The organism is Sorangium sp. So ce1036 (assembly GCF_051369805.1).
Lineage (GTDB): Bacteria > Myxococcota_A > Polyangia > Polyangiales > Polyangiaceae > Sorangium > Sorangium cellulosum_F.
Genome location: NZ_JBBMOX010000001.1, coordinates 5,795,735 through 5,810,636, shown reverse-complemented (window position 1 = coordinate 5,810,636; position 14,902 = coordinate 5,795,735). Strand labels below are relative to the sequence as shown.

The following is a 14,902-nucleotide window of genomic DNA, read 5'->3' as shown; positions in this document are numbered from 1 at the left end:
ACGAGCTCGGGTGACGACGCACTAGACCGCCCCCTCGCGGAGCCACTCGCCGAACCGCTCGCCGATCATCAGCGCCGTCAGGTTCGTGTTCACGCTCGGGATGGTCGGCATGATGCTCGCGTCCGCGACGAGGAGGCCCTCGACGCCGCGGACGCGCCCGCGCCCGTCGACCGCCGCCGACGCGGCCCCCTCGGGCCCCATCGGGGCGGTGCCGCACGGGTGATAGCCGGAGCCGCAGCTCCGGTAGATCCACCTCTCCAGCGCCTCGCGCCGCATCAGCGTGCGCTCCGTGGGCCACACGAACCAGCCGAGCTCGCGCATCGGCGCGGTTCGGGCGACCTGGTACGCGAGCTCGAGCGCCTCGACCGCGCGCGCGAGGTCCTCGCGGTCGACGAGCATGTTCGAGGCGATGCGGGGCCGCGCGTGGGGGTCCGCGCTCGGGTACTCGATGCGGCCGGCGCCGCGCGGCTTGCCGATGCAGCACGCGATCGCGAACGCCGGGATCGTGAGGCGCGGGTGCAGCGGGAAGAAGGAGCCCGGCTGGAGCTGCATGTCGTTCGGGTACGGGCTGCCGCGCGACGTGTAGCGGAGCACCGTCTGGACGAGCGGGTCGCGCGCGACGTCGAGGAGCCCGCGGCGGCGCGGCCACAGGGCGATGGCCGCCCCCGGGTGGTCGAGCAGCCGCGCCCCCACGGCGGGCACGTCGGACACGAGCGCGACCCCGAGCCGCGCGAGCTCTGCGCGCGGCCCGATCCCGCTGCGCAGGAGGATCCCGGGCGTCGCGATCGCGCCCGCGCAGAGCACCACCTTCCGCGTCGCGACGACCTCGACGCGGCCGTCGGCCTCGATCTCGACCCCCTCGACCCGGCGGTTTCGCACGAGCACGCGCCGCACCGTGGTGCGCGGCCGGAGCCGCAGGTTCTCCCGCCGGCGCACCTCGGCGGTCAGGTAGCAGCGCGCCGCGCTCATGCGCTGTCCGTCGATCTTGTTCATCGCGTGCGGCCCGACGCCCGCGGGCGCGCGCGGATCGTTCGTGTCCGCGCACGCGGGGTGGCCGAGCCCCCTGCACCCGTCGACGAACGCCGCCTGCCACGGCACGAGCTCCTCGCGCCGGGCGCGGCGGATGGGCACCGGGCCGCCCTTGCCGTGCCAGGGCTCGCCGAAGTCGCGGTCGTCCTCGAGGCGCTTGAAATACGGCAGGCACGCGTCGAAGCCCCAGTCGGGCAGGCCGAGCGCGGCCCACTCGTCGTAATCGTACGGCTGGCCGCGGATCGCGATGCACGTGTTCACGGCCGACGAGCCGCCGACCACCTTGCCGCGCGGGAACAGGAACATGATCTGCCCGGGCGTGGGCCGGTGGCGGTAACCCCAGTCGTGCGCGAGCCACGAGTTGCGGGAGCCGTCCCGGAGGTCTTCGGGCAGGCGCGCCGGGTCGGGGTAGTCGGGGCCCGCCTCGAGCAGCAGGACCTCGCGATCCGCGCGCTCCGTGACGCGCGCGGCGATCACGGCGCCGGCCGAGCCGGCCCCGACCACGACGAGCTCCGCGGCGCTGCCCGGGCGGGACGACGACGGAGAGGGCGGAGAGGAGCGAAACACGTTGGACACACGACCTACACGGGATCGCGTTGCCCGGCAACGGGCCGCGAGAGCCGGCCGCGCGAAGAATCGCTCGATGTCAGGACGACCCCTCGGGTCCGGGTGGATGAGCCAGTGATAGCGGTACGGGGCCTCGCGGTGGACTCATCACCTCGCGTGCTCCTCGAAGAAATCGAGCATCCGCTCGCTCGCATGGAACGTCTCGCTCTTCGGTCCGAACACCGGCGGCAGATCCCCTCCGCCAGGCCACGTGTGCCCGCCCCCCTCGACGGCGCAGTGCTCGACCGCCGCGCCGTCGGCGCACCTCGACCACGCGGTGCACGTGGTGTCGCCGCGCGCATGGGTGCGGTGCGAGGTGTCGGCGCAGCGGTCGCGATCTCGCCATGTCGCGAGGCTCTGGGCAACGGAGATGAACTCGAGGCTCCCCGGCATCGGCACCGGCACCCATCCCGTGCCTCCATCATAGGGAATGCTGGGGTCCTCGGTCCCGTGCACGTGCAGCACGGAGACAGGGCGCGTCGGAGCGCACGTGTCCTCCGGTGCCAGATGCAGGACGCCGGCGACCGGGGCGATCGCCGCGATGGTGTCCGCGAGCTCGCAGCCGAGGCGGTGCGCCATGAGCGCGCCGTTGGACATGCCGGTCACGAAGATGCGCCCCGGATCGACGCAGTGCTCGTCGGAGATCGCGTCGATCAGGTCCCGCGTGAAGCCCACGTCGTCGACGCCGTCCACCCACGCCTGGCCGCAGCACGCGCCGGCGTTCCAGCTCCCGCCCACGCCCGCGGGATAAGCGACCAGGAGCCCTCGTTCGTCCGCGAGCGCGCTGAGGCCGGAGAGCGCGGCCTCCATCTCGGGCGTGCCGTTGGCATGATGAAAGTCGAGCACCAGCGGCGCGCCCTTGCCGCGCTGGCGCAGCCAGCTCGGGACGTGCAGGAGCGCAACGCGCTCGAGGCCGCCGCTCGTCACGTGAACCCAGTGATCGCCGGCCGGGCGCGACGCGCGCGCGCAGCCCGGCCTGCCTGCCACGGCGCCCTCCGCCACCGCCAGCGCTCCAGGTGGCTCCGGCGAGCCGCAGCCAGCAACGACGGCGAGAATGACCAGGAAGCTCTCTCTCCTGCGCCCCATGAAATCCATGCGAACCTCCCCCGGAAAGGGCACGGCGCGCGGCGCGCTGTGCCCGCCACGATCCGGTATAGCCTCATCTCTCCCGAGCTCGCGCGCGGAGCGCCGCGCTCCGGCGTGTGCGTTATGGCCCGAACGTTTCAGCTGAGCTGCGGAGCCAACGGCGCGGGCGTGTTGCCGCAGCGCTGCGCGGGCGGGCAGTGGCAGGACCACGGCGCGTGCATCGACCCCGACGTCTGGGCGAACGGCGCGACCGGGACCTCGCGTGCGGGCTCAACGGGCGCGGGAGCCGGACGCAGCTCTGATCGCGGGGGGCGCGGGTGGACGCGCGCGTCGGACCTGTCGGACGCCGTCGCGATCAGCGCGGGCGGCCAGCACACGTCATGAGAGAATCGGGCGATACGTGCCGTCCGATCGACTCGATGGATAGGGACAGCCCCCCGGGAATCCACCTGTCTCGTCAACGCGGCGCGGAAGGCGCGGCGGAGGCGGCGGCCGGGATGGACGCCCCGGCCGGCGCCGGCCCCTCCTGCTGGTCCATGAGCCGCGGCAGCTCATCGACGCTCGGCAAGAGGACGATCTCGATGCGCCGGTTCTCCTGCCGGCCTGAAGGCGTGTTGTTCGGAGACACCGGGTCGAACTCGCCGTAGCCCGCCGCGACGAGGTTGTCCGGGCGCATGCCGGCCGCGATGACGAACTCGGTGACCGTCAGCGCGCGCGCCGTGGAGAGCTCCCAGTCGTTGCGGTACTTGGCCTCGGCCAGGGGCACGTTGTCGGTGTGCCCGGCGACCATGAACTGCCGGTCCTCGTACTCCTTCAGGACGCTCGCGACCTCCTTCAGCGCGGCCTGTCCGTCGGGCGACAGCTCGGCGCTCCCGGAGCGCTCGGCCGACCGGGGGATCTTCGCAGCGTCGAGCGGCGCGGGCGCCGGGGTGAATGCAGGGCATGGGATACGTCTGCGCTTCAACGCGCGCGGAAGGAGCCAGTTCGCGCTTGACACCGCGGAACGACCTCGCGTCTCCTTATTTCGGACTCGATCAGGACCTCTGGAGGGCTCGCCGCGTGCTCGTATCCATCTCTCATGCCGCGGGCCCCGACGCGAGGCCCGACCCCGGCCCCGCGCAGCAGGAGGGCGGACGGCGCCGGTCGACGCCGCGGAGCCAGGCGACCCCGCGGAGCCCAGGCAGGGCCGCCCTGCGCGCTGCCTGCAGGGCGCTGTCGCTCCTCGCCGCCTCGGCGCTCTGCGCGTTCGGGGCGGGGTGCAACGGGACGTACGGCGCTCACGCCGGGCAGGCCATGACGCCGAGCCCGGCCACCTGGCAATCGGTCACGATCCCGGACCACGGCTTCTCGGTCCGCATGCCGATGCAGCCCGAGGTCGAGCGTGAGACCGAGATCGCGGACGACGGCGGCGTGATGGGGGTGTTCTTCGGCGCCAACGTCCTGCGCGACGTCGTCCTCGGGTTCCGCATCGTCCACGACCCCGTGGGCTTCACGGGCCACCCGATCAAGGGCGGCGCGCTCGTGGATCTGATCGCCGAGGACCCGCCGGGTCGCGCTCCGGCGGACACCTCGGAGGTCGTGTCCCGGCGCGAGTTCATGTCCGGGGGGCTCCAGGGCAGGGACGTCGCGCTGGTCGATCGGCAGCGCGGCACGATGATGCACGTCCGGCTCCTCCTCGGCCGGCAGCGCCTCTTCGGCGCCTTCGCGATCCACGCGATCGAGGAGCAGGCCCGGCTCGCCCCCATCGTCGCGGCCTACCTGGGCTCCGTGGCGGTCACGCCGGCCGAGGCCACGTCGCCGGTCGGGAGCGGCAAGCTGGACCTGGCCCGCTGGGAGCACGTCTGCCCTCCTGAAGCGGATTTCGTCGCCGTCATGCCCGGTTCGGTGCGTCACGAGGAGGTGACGCTGCCGCTCGCGGAGGAGACCTATCAGGTCAACGTCTACTCCGTGACCACCGATGTCGAGAGCTACAGGGTCTACGAGGTGCGGGTCGGGGAGGCTCCGAAGATGAAGCTCGTCGAGCACCTCCGCGCGTCGCTCCTCGCCGGCGGGGCGCGCGTGCGAGAGGAGCGCGACGTCCAGTCCCGGGGCTACGCCGGGCGTTCGATCGTCGTCGAGCACGGCGACTACCTCATCCATACACGCCTCTTCCTGACGGCGGGCCGCGTCTACGACGTCCGCGCCACCGTGCCTCTCCGCCGCGAGGCGGCGTCGAAGCCCCATATCGACAGGTTCTTCGAACACTTCAAGATCCTCTGAGGCACGTCGATGCGAACCGCGCTCCTCACCCTCGTGCTCCTCCTCGCGCTCCCCCGCGGCGTGGCGGCGCAGGCCCCGAACGGAAAGGCTGCGACGCGGGCCCCGAGCGGAAAGGCGGCCTCGCAGGCCGGGAGCGGGCCGAGCCCGATCCAGCTGCGCCCGCTCGATCGGGCCACGGTGCGCGTCGTGACGTTGAGCGGCATCCGGCCGGCGCGGGTCCAGAGCAGCCGCACCGGCCTGGTGCGCCTCCCGGCGATCGGCGAGATCAGCCATGGCACCGGGTTCGTCACCGACCGGAGCGGGCTCATCGTCACGGCGGCGCACGTGACCAGCGGGGCGGATCTCATCGCGGTGCTGCTGCCGGGTCACACCGACGCGCTGGCGGCGCGGGTGGTCTTCGTCCACCCGGAGCGGGACGTCGCGGTGCTGCACGCGGCCGGGTCGTTCGCCGACGTGCTCTCCCTCCCCGCGCACGATCCGCCGCTCCAGATGGCGGAGCAGGTGAGCGCGAGCGGCTATCCCGTCGATCTCCGGGAGCGGTATCCCGCCGCCACGGCGGGCGTCGTGAGCCGCCAGCTCAACAGCGGGAGCTTGCAGCTCGCGATGGGGGTCAATCCCGGCAACTCCGGCGGGCCGGTGACCAACGGCGCGGGGCAGCTCCTCGGCATCGTCTCGCAGCGCGGCGCGCCGGAGGCAGGCCTGGAGAACATCGCCGTCATCGAGCCGCTCCGCCACGTGCGCGAGTCGGTCGAGCGGGCCAGGGCGGTGCTCCGCCACGAGGGCGCGCCGGCGCACGGGGAGGGCGGGCGCGTCCTTGCAGGGCTCCTCGCGGATTTCGTTCGCACCAGCGACGAGCGCCCGGTCTACGAGAAGACGAGCCTCACGGTCCTGCAGCGGGCCAGCGCGGCGCCGCGGACGCCCGAGGAGGAGGCGCTCGTCGCGGCGCACGCGTGGAACATGGGGCTCGCGCTCCTGGAGAGCCGCAGCAAGGCGGAGCCGACGCAGCTCGCCCCGGCCGACAGGGGCGCCGCGGAGCGGCTCCTGTCGCTCTCGCTGAAGCTCGCGCGGGACGTGAACCTGAGGGCGCCTCACGTGCGCATCCACTATCCGATCGTCCGCACCATCGTGGTGAGCGCGGGACGGCCCTTCGTGCCGCCAGCGCCGCGGCGGTGAGCGGCGCGCGCGGGCGCTACCGCATCCCCAGCGCTTGCCTGAGCGCTGGCAGGAAGCGGCGGCTCACCGAGACGGTCTGTCCATCGGAGAGGTGGAGCAGCGCTCCGCCCGCCTCGGGCGTGAGCGCCCGTATCGCGCTCGCGCGGACGAGCTCGGCCCGGTGCACGCGGAGGAAGCCGAGCTGCGCGAGGCGCTCCTCCAGCGCGCTCAGGCTCTCGCGCAGGAGGTGCTCCTCCCCGTCGAGCGAGAAGGCGGTGTACTTGTCCTCGGCGCGGAACCGCGTGACGCGGAGCGGATCGAAGAAGCGAACCTTGCCGCCGTCGTGGACCGTCAGGAGCGCGGCGGTGCTCCCCGCAGAGGCCGCCTCGGAGGCGCGCGGGGAGGGCGCCTCCGCCGGCTCCGGTGGGCGCGTCGCGGCGGCGGTGATCGAGCGCGCGAGCAGGCGCTGGCGGACCTTCTCCAGGGCCCGCTCGAGGCGCTCCTGCGCCACGGGCTTGAGCAGGTAATCGACGGCATCCGCCTCGAAGGCGAGCGCCGCGTATTGCGCGTGCGCCGTGGTGAAGACCACGAGCGGCGCGTCGGCCGCCTCGGCCACGCCGAACCCGTCCAGCCCCGGCATGTCCACGTCGAGCAGGAGCAGATCGGGGCGGAGCGCGCGCGAGCGCGAGAGCGCGTCCGCGCCCGTCGCCGCCTCGCCGACCACCTCGGTGTCCTGGACGCGGGCGAGCATGCGGACGAGCCGCGCCCGCGCGAGCGCCTCGTCGTCGACCACGAGCACGCGCAGCCTCATCGGCTCCACCGCACGGGCAAGCGCAGCCGCGCCTCGTATCCCCCCGCAGGGCCCGCCCCCGCGGACAGGCGCCCGTCCTCGCCATAGAGGATCCGCAGCCGCTCTCGCAGGTCGGTCAGGCTGGTGCCGGTCCCGCGGTGCCTCGAGCCGTCTGGGCCGGGGCCATCGTCGTGCACGGACAGCAGCAGATCGTCGCCCTCGACCTCGGCGCGGACGGTCACTGAGCCGCCCTCCACGCGTCGGCTGGTGCCGTGCTTGACGGCGTTCTCCACGAGCGGCTGGAGCAGCATCGGCGGCACCTCGATGGAGTGGAGCGACGGGTCCACGAGGATCACATACCGCAGCCGCTCCTGGAACCGGATCGTCTCCACCTCGAGGTAGTCGATCGCGTTGGCGATCTCGTCGCCCAGCGGGACGACGTGCCGCTCCGAGCCCTCGAGCGAATAACGAAAGAGCTTGGCCAGCCGCCCCAGCACCTCCTCGGCGAGCTCGGGGTCGGTGGCGGTGAGGCTCATGGCGCTGTTCAGGCTGTTGTAGAGGAAATGGGGGTTCGTTCGCACCTGGAGCAGCCGCACGCGGGCGTCGAGCGCGGCGAGCTGCTCCCGGTGCGCGAGGCGCTTCTCCTCGCGGATGCGGGCCATGAACCGCGTGTACATGTAGATCCCGCCGAGCCACAGGAAGCTGATGAGGACCCCCTGCACGATGAGCAGGGCCGGGTGCATCGTCATGCCCGGCACCAGCGAGCCCACCACCGGCGCCGACAGCAGCGTGCCCGCGGTCACCACGGCGACGGTGGTCAGGCCATAGAGGGCGAACCGCGCGGGGCGCGGGATCTCGTGGAGAGGCAATCGGGCCAGGCCAGCGTTGTAGGCGGCCGCCTGCGCGAGGACGAGCACGTTGCTGTAGAGCGTGATGGCGCCCAGGATGCGCGGCACATGGGTCCAGTGCCAGTGGGCGTCGTCCCACCGGAGCACGTGCGGGTTGACCAGCAGCGTGATGAACGGCGGCGCGATGACGCCGAACCACATCGCTCCCCGCGGGATGAGGACGGGGCGTGGCGACCTGGGCTCACCGCGGGCAGCGATCACGGCCCCGCAGGATAGCAGGGGGCCGCCGGGCCGGGGGGCGGCGGCGATGAACGGCCGTCGCCGCGCGACGAGCGGCGGCGCCGCGCGACGAGCGGCGGCGCCGCGCGACGAGCGGCGCCGCCCGTCGCTCGTCCGCGCGCTGGCGCCGCTCGTCGCGCGCACCCGCTCCTTCGTCGGCGGGCGCGGGCCGCGGGGGCCAGCGGACCCCAGGATGGGCTCACGCGGCGCCGACGGCGCGCGAGCGAGGGAGAGAGATGAGCGCGACGAGGAGACCGGGGCGCCGGTGGGCGTGGTTCGCAGGGGTGACGGTGGTCTCCGCCGCGCTGCTCGGCGCCGGCGCGTCCTGGCGCCGTGGTCCGGACGCCCCGGGGGCACGCCCGCTCGGACCGCTCACGGCCTTCGCGCTGCCGGCCGGAGAGCGGATGCGCTTCGAGGGGCGCGTCGTGCAGCGGCTCGCCGCCGGCTCGTACACGTACCTGGAGGTCGAGAGAGAAGAAGGGGAGCGGAGCTGGGTCGTCACCCTGTCGTCGTCGCGAGGCGCGCGCGCCGGCGCCGGCGGCGTGCGGGTCGTCGCCATGGGCTTCGCGGATCAATTCGTGTCGAAGAGGCTCGGGCGCTCGTTCGACGGCCTGTATTTCGCCGTCGTGCGGCCCTTGTGACGTCACCGCGGAGACAGCGAAGGATGAAGAAAGGATCATTGTATATGATGAATCGAGCGTCGCTGCAGCGCTTCATGGCTGGCCTGGGGATCGTCGCCGCGATGGCGGGCGCCGGCTGCGCGGACGACGGAGAGCGCTCCGCGAGCGGAGCGGCCGGCGGCGGAGCGGGCGGCGGCGGAGGCGCGCCGCAGGGCTCGCCGTTCGACGGGTGCTCCAAGGGGGAGCTCGAGCCGGACCGCCAGGGCGACACGATCCTCAGGGGCCCCGGCGTCGACCCCGAGACCGGCGCGCTGCCGCCTGGCAATTACCTGATCTCGACGACCTACCTGGCCCTCAAGCCCGAGATGACGCAGCGGGCGATGGAGCTCGGCGGTCCGATCATGCAGAGCCTGTTCACGATGAAGGGCCTCGTCGGGGCGGCGACCCTCCAGTCGACCTCGTGCGTGTCGCTCCGCACGCTCAGCGTATGGGAGAGCGAAGAGGACATGTTCGCGTTCGTCGGCAGCCCGGCCCACGCCAACGCCATGGGCCACATCACCTCGATCAGCCGCGGCTCCAGCAACGTGATCTCGTGGGAAGCGAGCGAGGCGCAAGCGACCTGGGAGGAGGCGGCGAGGCGCCTCGCGAGCGAGGCCGGCGGCGACATCTGAGCTCCACGCCGCGCGCAGCGGCGAGCGGTTCGCCAACCTCGTGGTCGATCACGCACGTGGCGCGATGCCGTTGTGGGCGTGTGGTGTCTGCCGGTCGCGCCGGCGGCGCTCCCGGTGAGGCGCGCCGGCCACCCGGATCGCGTCAGGGACGTGCCTTGTCCTCAGCGTCGATGTCCGCGCGCCGCCGGGCGAGCCTGCGGCGCATGGCATTCGGGATCTGGGCCGCGAGCTCGATCGCGCGCTCGAGCTGGCGCCGCGCCTCGTCCAGGTCGCCGCGGCGCGCGGCCGAGACGCCGCGCGCCTCGATGACCTCGAGGCGCTCCTGCCCCAGGGAGAAGCGGGCCGCGCGCGCCTCGAGCGCCTCCCACGCGGCGGCGCCCGCGCCCTCGGTGGCGAGCTCCACGGCGGCGTAGAGCACGTCCTCGGACGGCGCCATGAGCGCGCCCGGCTCCCCGCGGGCGCGCGCCTCGGCCTGGCAGGCGCGGATGCGCGCGACCAGGGCGCGCGCCGCCGCCTCCTCGCCCCGATGAAAGCGCAGCCGCGCCTCGAGGAGCGCCACCACCGCGCGCCCGGGCGCGCCCGAGATCGCGCGGTCGAGCGCGACCGCCCGCAGGACGTGCGGCTCCGCGGCGGGCGCGTCGTCGAGCAGGAGCAGGCTCTCGCCCAGGTTGAACTCGCCCATCAGCTCGAGCGAGCGCTGCCCGAGCTCGCGCGCCACGGCGAGCGAGCGCTGCATGTCGGCCACCAGGCGCTCCGCGTCGCCGCGGCCCGCCGCGGCGAGCGCCCGGACGTTGAGCGCCGCGCCGAGCTGGAGGCGGTCGCCGTGCGCGCCGGCCAGGTCGATCGCCCGGTCGAGCGCGGCCCCCGCCTCGCCGGGCCGGCCGAGCCCCGCCAGGATGAAGCCGAGGAGCGTCAGGGCGATGACCAGCGTCTCGTAGCCGTCGTCGCCGAGCCGCTCCGCCACGGCCGCGGCGCGCCCGAGGAGCGCCGCGGCCTCCTCGTTGCGGCTGAAGCGAAAGGCCGAGCGGCCGCACGCGAGCAGGAGCCGCGCCTCGAGGAGCGGCGGGCGCGCGCCGCCGGCGAGCGCGTGCGCCTCCTCGACCCGCGCCTCCTCGACCCGCGCGCGCGACGCCTCATGCTCGTCCATCCAGTCGAGCGCGGTGGCCTCGTCGAGCAGGAGCTCGATCCGCAGGGCGGCGTCGCCGTCCTGCGCCGAGAGCTCCCGGGCGCAGGAGAAGTCGGCGAGCGCGTCGTGGTAGCGGCCGATGCGGTAGCGCATCAGCCCGCGCCCGCGGTACGCGGCGCGGCGGTCGATCGCCCCGTCGGCCGCGGGCTGCTCCTGCTCCAGGGCGCGGCTGTAGAGGCGCTCCGCGTCGGTGTAGGCGTGGCGCGCGCGCGCCCGCTCGGCGAGATCGAAGAACGAGCGCGCCGCGACCTCGGCGAGGCCGGCCGCGCCCGCGTGGTGGGCGAGCTGCGCGACGCGCCGCTCCTCGCCGAGCCGCGGCGGGCCCTCGGCGTAGAACGCGGCGGCCGCCCGGTGGATGCGCAGCCGCTGCGCCGCCGGCGCGGCCCGCGCCACGGCCTCGCGCACGAGCGCGTGGCGGAAGCCGACCCGCCCGGCGCCGTGGTCCACGATCACGCGCGCGGACAGGAGCCGCTGGGTGCCGACCCGGGCGTCCAGCGGGAACTCGGCGTCGCCGCCCTCCTGCGCGAGGTGGCGCAAGAGCCCCTCGATCTCGTCGAGGGTCACCTGCGCGCCCAGCAGCGCGACGAGCCGGGCGTGGCCGCGCAGCGCGGGCGCGAGGGCGTCGAGCTCGCGGCGCGCGAGCCACTCGATGATCGGCAGGTCCGGGAGGCCGTCGAGCTCGTCGGTGGCGAGGTACCACGAATCGCCCCGGGGGCTCTTGCGCACGATGCCCGCGCGCCGGAGGCCGCGCAGGAGCTCGACGAGCAGGAGCGGGATCGCCTCGGCGCGCCCCACGAGCCGCTCCACGGCGGACCGTGGCGCGCTCTCGACGGGCAGGAGCAGGCGGCGGCAGAGCGCGGCCGCGCTGTCGGGGTCGAGCGGGCCGAGGGCGTGCCGCTCGCGGCGGGCGGCGCAGTCGCCCCACGCGGGGTGCGCCTGCGCGAGCTCGGGCCGGCCGAGCGCGCAGACCCAGAGCGGCAGGCGGGCCTCGGCGCGCGCGGCGTACTCGAGCGCGGAGAGCAGCGCGTCGCCCGCGAAGTGGGCGTCGTCGACGACCACGAGCAGCGGGCGGCTCGCGGCGGCGCCGCGCAGGACCTCGCCGGCGACCACGGTCAGCGCGGAGCGCAGGGCGCCCGGGGCCGCGTCGAGCTTGCGCAGCGCCGCGCGCAGGGCGGCGCCCTCCGCGCCGGGCGGGATCCACCCGAGCGCGAGGGCCACGACGGGCACCCGGTCGGCGGCGGCGCCCGGGCCGAGCCGCTCGCGGAGCAGCGCGGCGCCGCCGTCGGGCGGCGGGGTGGCGGGCAGCTCGAGGAGGCGCTCGAGCAGGTCGGCGAGCGCGTGGTCGGCGTCGCCGAGCGCCGGCTCGCGGGCGCGCAGCGAGAGCACGCGGACGTCGGGCCCGAGCGCGGCGAGCTGCTCGAGGAGGGCGCGGGCGAGGTGGCTCTTGCCCAGGCCGGCCTCGGCGATGACGCTGACCACGGCGGGCGCGCCCTGGACCGCCGCGGTGCGCGCGCTGTCGACCAGGGCGGCGAGCACGGCGTCGCGGCCGAAGAGCGGGCAGGGCCCCAGGCCGAGCGCGTTCTGGAGGCTGCTGGCGTCGCCCTCGGCGACCAGGGCGCTGTCGGGGGCCGCGACGGCGCTGTCGGGGGCCGCGGCGGCGCTGGCGGGGGCCGCGACGGCGCTGGCGGGGGCCGCGACGGCGCTGGCCGGGGCCGCGGCGGCGCTGGCGGGGGCCGCGGCGATGCTGTCGGGGGCCGCGTCGGCCTCGGCGCGGGCCGGGGGGGTGCTCTCGAGGTCGTGGAGCACGGCGGCCGCGGCGGGCGCGATCGTGACGCCGGCCGGGTCGTCGGGCGCCGGGAAGCGATGGGGACGCGAGAAGATCGGGCTGAGGAAGCGCCGCGCGCCGTCGCGCCGGGTCTGCGCCGTGACGGGCGCGAGATCGACGCGCGCGCGCTCGCACACGCCGAGCCGCACGAGCTCCTCGGCGGCGTGGCGGGCGCGGCGCGCGGGGTTGTCGGCCGCGTCCGCCGTGAAGACGGCGACGCAGCGGCCCGCGGCGGCGCGGCCGAGCTGCCCGCCCAGCGCGTGCAGCCGCGCCTGGATGGCCGCCACGTCGAGCGCGGTCTCGAAGAAGAGCAGCCCCACGGTGAGGCGCTCGCCCTGCGCGGGGCCGGGCGGCGGCGGCGACGGCCGGGCCGGGCGCGCCGCCGGCGCGGGCGCCGCGCGGGCCTCGCGCAGCGCGGCCGCGAGCGCGGCGCCGAGCTCGTCGGCGCTGTCGAAGCGATCGCGCCGGTCCTTCGCCAGGCAGCGGGCCACCACGTCCGCGACCTTCGCGGGGACGGCCGGCCCGCCGGTCATCACGCCGAGGCGCGGCGGGCGGCGGCTCAGGTGGCTCTCCCTGACCACGGCGCGCGAGCCCCAGAAGGGCGGGTGGCCGGCGAGCAGCTCGAAGAGGATGACGCCCACGGCGTAGAGGTCGGCGCGGCGATCGATGTCCAGCAGGCCCTCGCACTGCTCGGGCGCCATGTACTCGGCGGTCCCCACGCCCCCGTCCTCGGTCGTGACCTCGGGCGCGGCGCCCTCGGACCCGAGGGGGACCGCGAGGCCGAGGTCGATGAGGATCACCCTCCGCGCGCGGCCGACGAGGAGGTTCTCCGGCTTGATGTCGCGGTGCACGTACCCGCGCGCATGGACCGCCGAGAGCGCGCGCAGGATCCCCGACGCGAGCGCGGCGGCCTCCGCGAACGGTAGCGGCTCCTCCCGGTCGACGAGGAGGTCGGCCAGGGTCGGCGCGTCGAGGTACTCCATCACGACGTACGGCGCGCCGTGGGCGGCGCGGCCGTGCTCGTGGACGGCGGGCACGTGGGGCGGACCGACGCGCGTGAGCGCCGTGATCTCGTGCTCGAGGTAGGCGGGCGCGCCGGCCCGATCGTCACGCGCGACCTTGATCGCGACGGTGGCCCGGTCGCGCTCGCGCTCGGCCTCGAACACGACGCCGAAGCCGCCGCGCGCCACGACGCGCCGCACGCGGTGGCCCGGGATCCGGGGGGCCGCGACGCCGTCGGCCAGCAACGTCTCGGCGTCGCCCCCGTCGAGGCTGGGGGCGCCGTGAAGCCGGCAGCGCACCCGGATGCGACGGCCGCAGGCCGGACAGCGCAGGACCGCGGGCGCGGCGGCCCACGCCGGGGCCTCGCCGAGCGGAGACGATGGCTCGTCGAGGGCGGGGGGGCGAGCCTGCGCGCGCGGCGAGGGGAGTCTCACGACATGCTAGGAGAACACGAGTTGACGAGCGCGGGAATGCGGGGCGTTCCTGACGGTCGGGGGCCGAGGGCAGGGGAGGCGCGGTCCTCGATGGCGCCGCCGCAGATCGTCTCGGACGCGCGGGCATGACGGTATGGACGTCCGCGCCGGGGGGTCCTCTCCGCGGCGTCCCGCCTCAATCGATCGGGAATCGGTTTCTTCGCTCACAAGAATGGTCGCGATGATCTCAACGTGGTCGTGGTCGTGGTCGTGGTCGTTCACGGCCGATCGTTTACGTTTACGTGAACGTATTGCCGGATTCACAGTCGATGAATTCCGCGGCCCTCCGGCCTGGATCCGTGCAATCGGATTTGAATATTATGGATATCCCATCATGTTCGGAGCCTGACGATTTTACGCTATCGCTGGCCACCACCCCTCAATCCCAGCGATCCGCGGGCGTCGATTTCCGAATGACGTTCACGTTCACGATTGGCCGTAAACGACCACGTCCACGTCCACGTCCACGTCCACGTCTACGTCTACGTCTACGTCTACGTTCAGGTTTGGGAGGGCGGGGGGCGGATCGAGAGGAGGAATGGAGAGCGAGAGCAATATTCGGACGGATGCCGCTGAAATCGAGCCGGATGGTAGGGAAGGAAACCAGCACGCGGGCAGCGGACTGCCGGCTTTGCATCGCGGCTCACCAGGGCAAGGCGCCGGCCCTGTGACCTCGATGTCATGAAAACGCCAATCCCGTGACCGACGCACGATATCCGCCAATCCGGGCTGGCGTCGCCGTGCCCATGCGGCATAATGCTCCGATCCCGAGTCGCGCTCCACTGCGAGACAGCCGACCCCCGCAGCGTCGCGCGCCCTCGCTCAACTCGACGACTGCGCCTCTCGCCCTGGTGCCCAGGCTGCCCTGAACCCCGGCGAGCGTACGATCAGCTCAGCAAGCACGGTGTGCGTGCAGGTGTGCTCGCGTCGAGCGGCTCGACGCGGCGTGCGGCCGGCCACGCGCCTCGATACAACCGACCCCTGCCAGCAACAAGGAGGTCATCCGTGATGAAGAGAGTCTCCTGTCCTCCCTCCCTGATCCCCGCCCTCCAAAGAGATCCCGGACCTGCGGCGTC

10 protein-coding genes are annotated in these 14,902 nt (G+C 74.5%); 4 read left to right on the top strand and 6 right to left on the bottom strand.

Annotation, left to right across the window (positions count from 1 at the left end; translation table 11 throughout):
• Window positions 1-21 precede the first annotated feature (21 nt).
• From WMF31_RS21875 to WMF31_RS21865, 3 genes are all read right to left on the bottom strand, one after another.
• Window positions 22-1,596: a GMC family oxidoreductase gene (locus WMF31_RS21875; protein WP_436603812.1), complete on the bottom strand. Its 1,575-nt coding sequence runs from the start codon at window positions 1,594-1,596 to the stop codon at window positions 22-24.
• Between the two features lie 147 nt (window positions 1,597-1,743).
• On the bottom strand, window positions 1,744-2,622 hold the full coding sequence (locus WMF31_RS21870; protein ID WP_436603811.1) for an extracellular catalytic domain type 1 short-chain-length polyhydroxyalkanoate depolymerase: 879 nt from the start codon (window positions 2,620-2,622) through the stop codon (window positions 1,744-1,746).
• A 556-nt stretch (window positions 2,623-3,178) separates the two neighbouring features.
• On the bottom strand, window positions 3,179-3,685 hold the full coding sequence (locus WMF31_RS21865) for an OmpA/MotB family protein (protein ID WP_436603810.1): 507 nt from the start codon (window positions 3,683-3,685) through the stop codon (window positions 3,179-3,181).
• 95 nt (window positions 3,686-3,780) lie between these two features.
• Here WMF31_RS21865 and WMF31_RS21860 point away from each other — a divergent pair, with 95 nt between their 5' ends.
• Window positions 3,781-4,980: a hypothetical protein gene (locus WMF31_RS21860; protein ID WP_436603809.1), complete on the top strand. Its 1,200-nt coding sequence runs from the start codon at window positions 3,781-3,783 to the stop codon at window positions 4,978-4,980.
• A gap of 9 nt (window positions 4,981-4,989) precedes the next feature.
• A complete protein-coding gene (locus WMF31_RS21855; RefSeq protein ID WP_436603808.1) occupies window positions 4,990-6,153 on the top strand; it encodes a S1C family serine protease in 1,164 nt (387 codons plus the stop codon).
• Between the two features lie 16 nt (window positions 6,154-6,169).
• On the opposite strand, the gene WMF31_RS21850 is transcribed toward WMF31_RS21855, so the two are convergent.
• Both WMF31_RS21850 and WMF31_RS21845 read right to left on the bottom strand, forming a co-directional pair.
• Window positions 6,170-6,943 carry a LytR/AlgR family response regulator transcription factor gene (locus tag WMF31_RS21850; protein WP_436603807.1) on the bottom strand — a complete coding sequence of 258 codons (774 nt, stop codon included), beginning with the start codon at window positions 6,941-6,943 and terminating at the stop codon, window positions 6,170-6,172.
• Entirely contained in the window at window positions 6,940-7,971 is a 1,032-nt protein-coding gene (locus WMF31_RS21845) for a sensor histidine kinase (RefSeq protein WP_436603806.1), read from the bottom strand. The genes WMF31_RS21850 and WMF31_RS21845 overlap by 4 nt, the downstream gene beginning before the upstream one ends.
• A 314-nt stretch (window positions 7,972-8,285) precedes the next feature.
• Here WMF31_RS21845 and WMF31_RS21840 point away from each other — a divergent pair, with 314 nt between their 5' ends.
• Both WMF31_RS21840 and WMF31_RS21835 read left to right on the top strand, forming a co-directional pair.
• Window positions 8,286-8,690, top strand: coding sequence for a hypothetical protein (locus WMF31_RS21840; protein ID WP_436603805.1), 405 nt, complete (start codon window positions 8,286-8,288; stop codon window positions 8,688-8,690).
• 44 nt (window positions 8,691-8,734) lie between these two features.
• Entirely contained in the window at window positions 8,735-9,340 is a 606-nt protein-coding gene (locus WMF31_RS21835; protein ID WP_436603804.1) for an antibiotic biosynthesis monooxygenase family protein, read from the top strand.
• Window positions 9,341-9,482: 142 nt separating this feature from the next.
• Here the strand turns inward: WMF31_RS21835 and WMF31_RS21830 are convergent, their stop codons facing one another.
• Window positions 9,483-13,787, bottom strand: coding sequence for a serine/threonine-protein kinase (locus WMF31_RS21830; protein WP_436603803.1), 4,305 nt, complete (start codon window positions 13,785-13,787; stop codon window positions 9,483-9,485).
• Window positions 13,788-14,902 lie beyond the last annotated feature (1,115 nt).

Bases quoted from the DNA above. Each gene is read 5' to 3' on its own strand.
- WMF31_RS21855 (WP_436603808.1), top strand. From the start codon at position 4,990: ATGCGAACCGCGCTCCTCACCCTCGTGCTCCTCCTCGCGCTCCCCCGC.
- WMF31_RS21840 (WP_436603805.1), top strand. From the start codon at position 8,286: ATGAGCGCGACGAGGAGACCGGGGCGCCGGTGGGCGTGGTTCGCAGGG.
- WMF31_RS21850 (WP_436603807.1), bottom strand. From the start codon at position 6,943: ATGAGGCTGCGCGTGCTCGTGGTCGACGACGAGGCGCTCGCGCGGGCG.
- WMF31_RS21845 (WP_436603806.1), bottom strand. From the start codon at position 7,971: ATGTGGTTCGGCGTCATCGCGCCGCCGTTCATCACGCTGCTGGTCAAC.
- WMF31_RS21835 (WP_436603804.1), top strand. From the start codon at position 8,735: ATGATGAATCGAGCGTCGCTGCAGCGCTTCATGGCTGGCCTGGGGATC.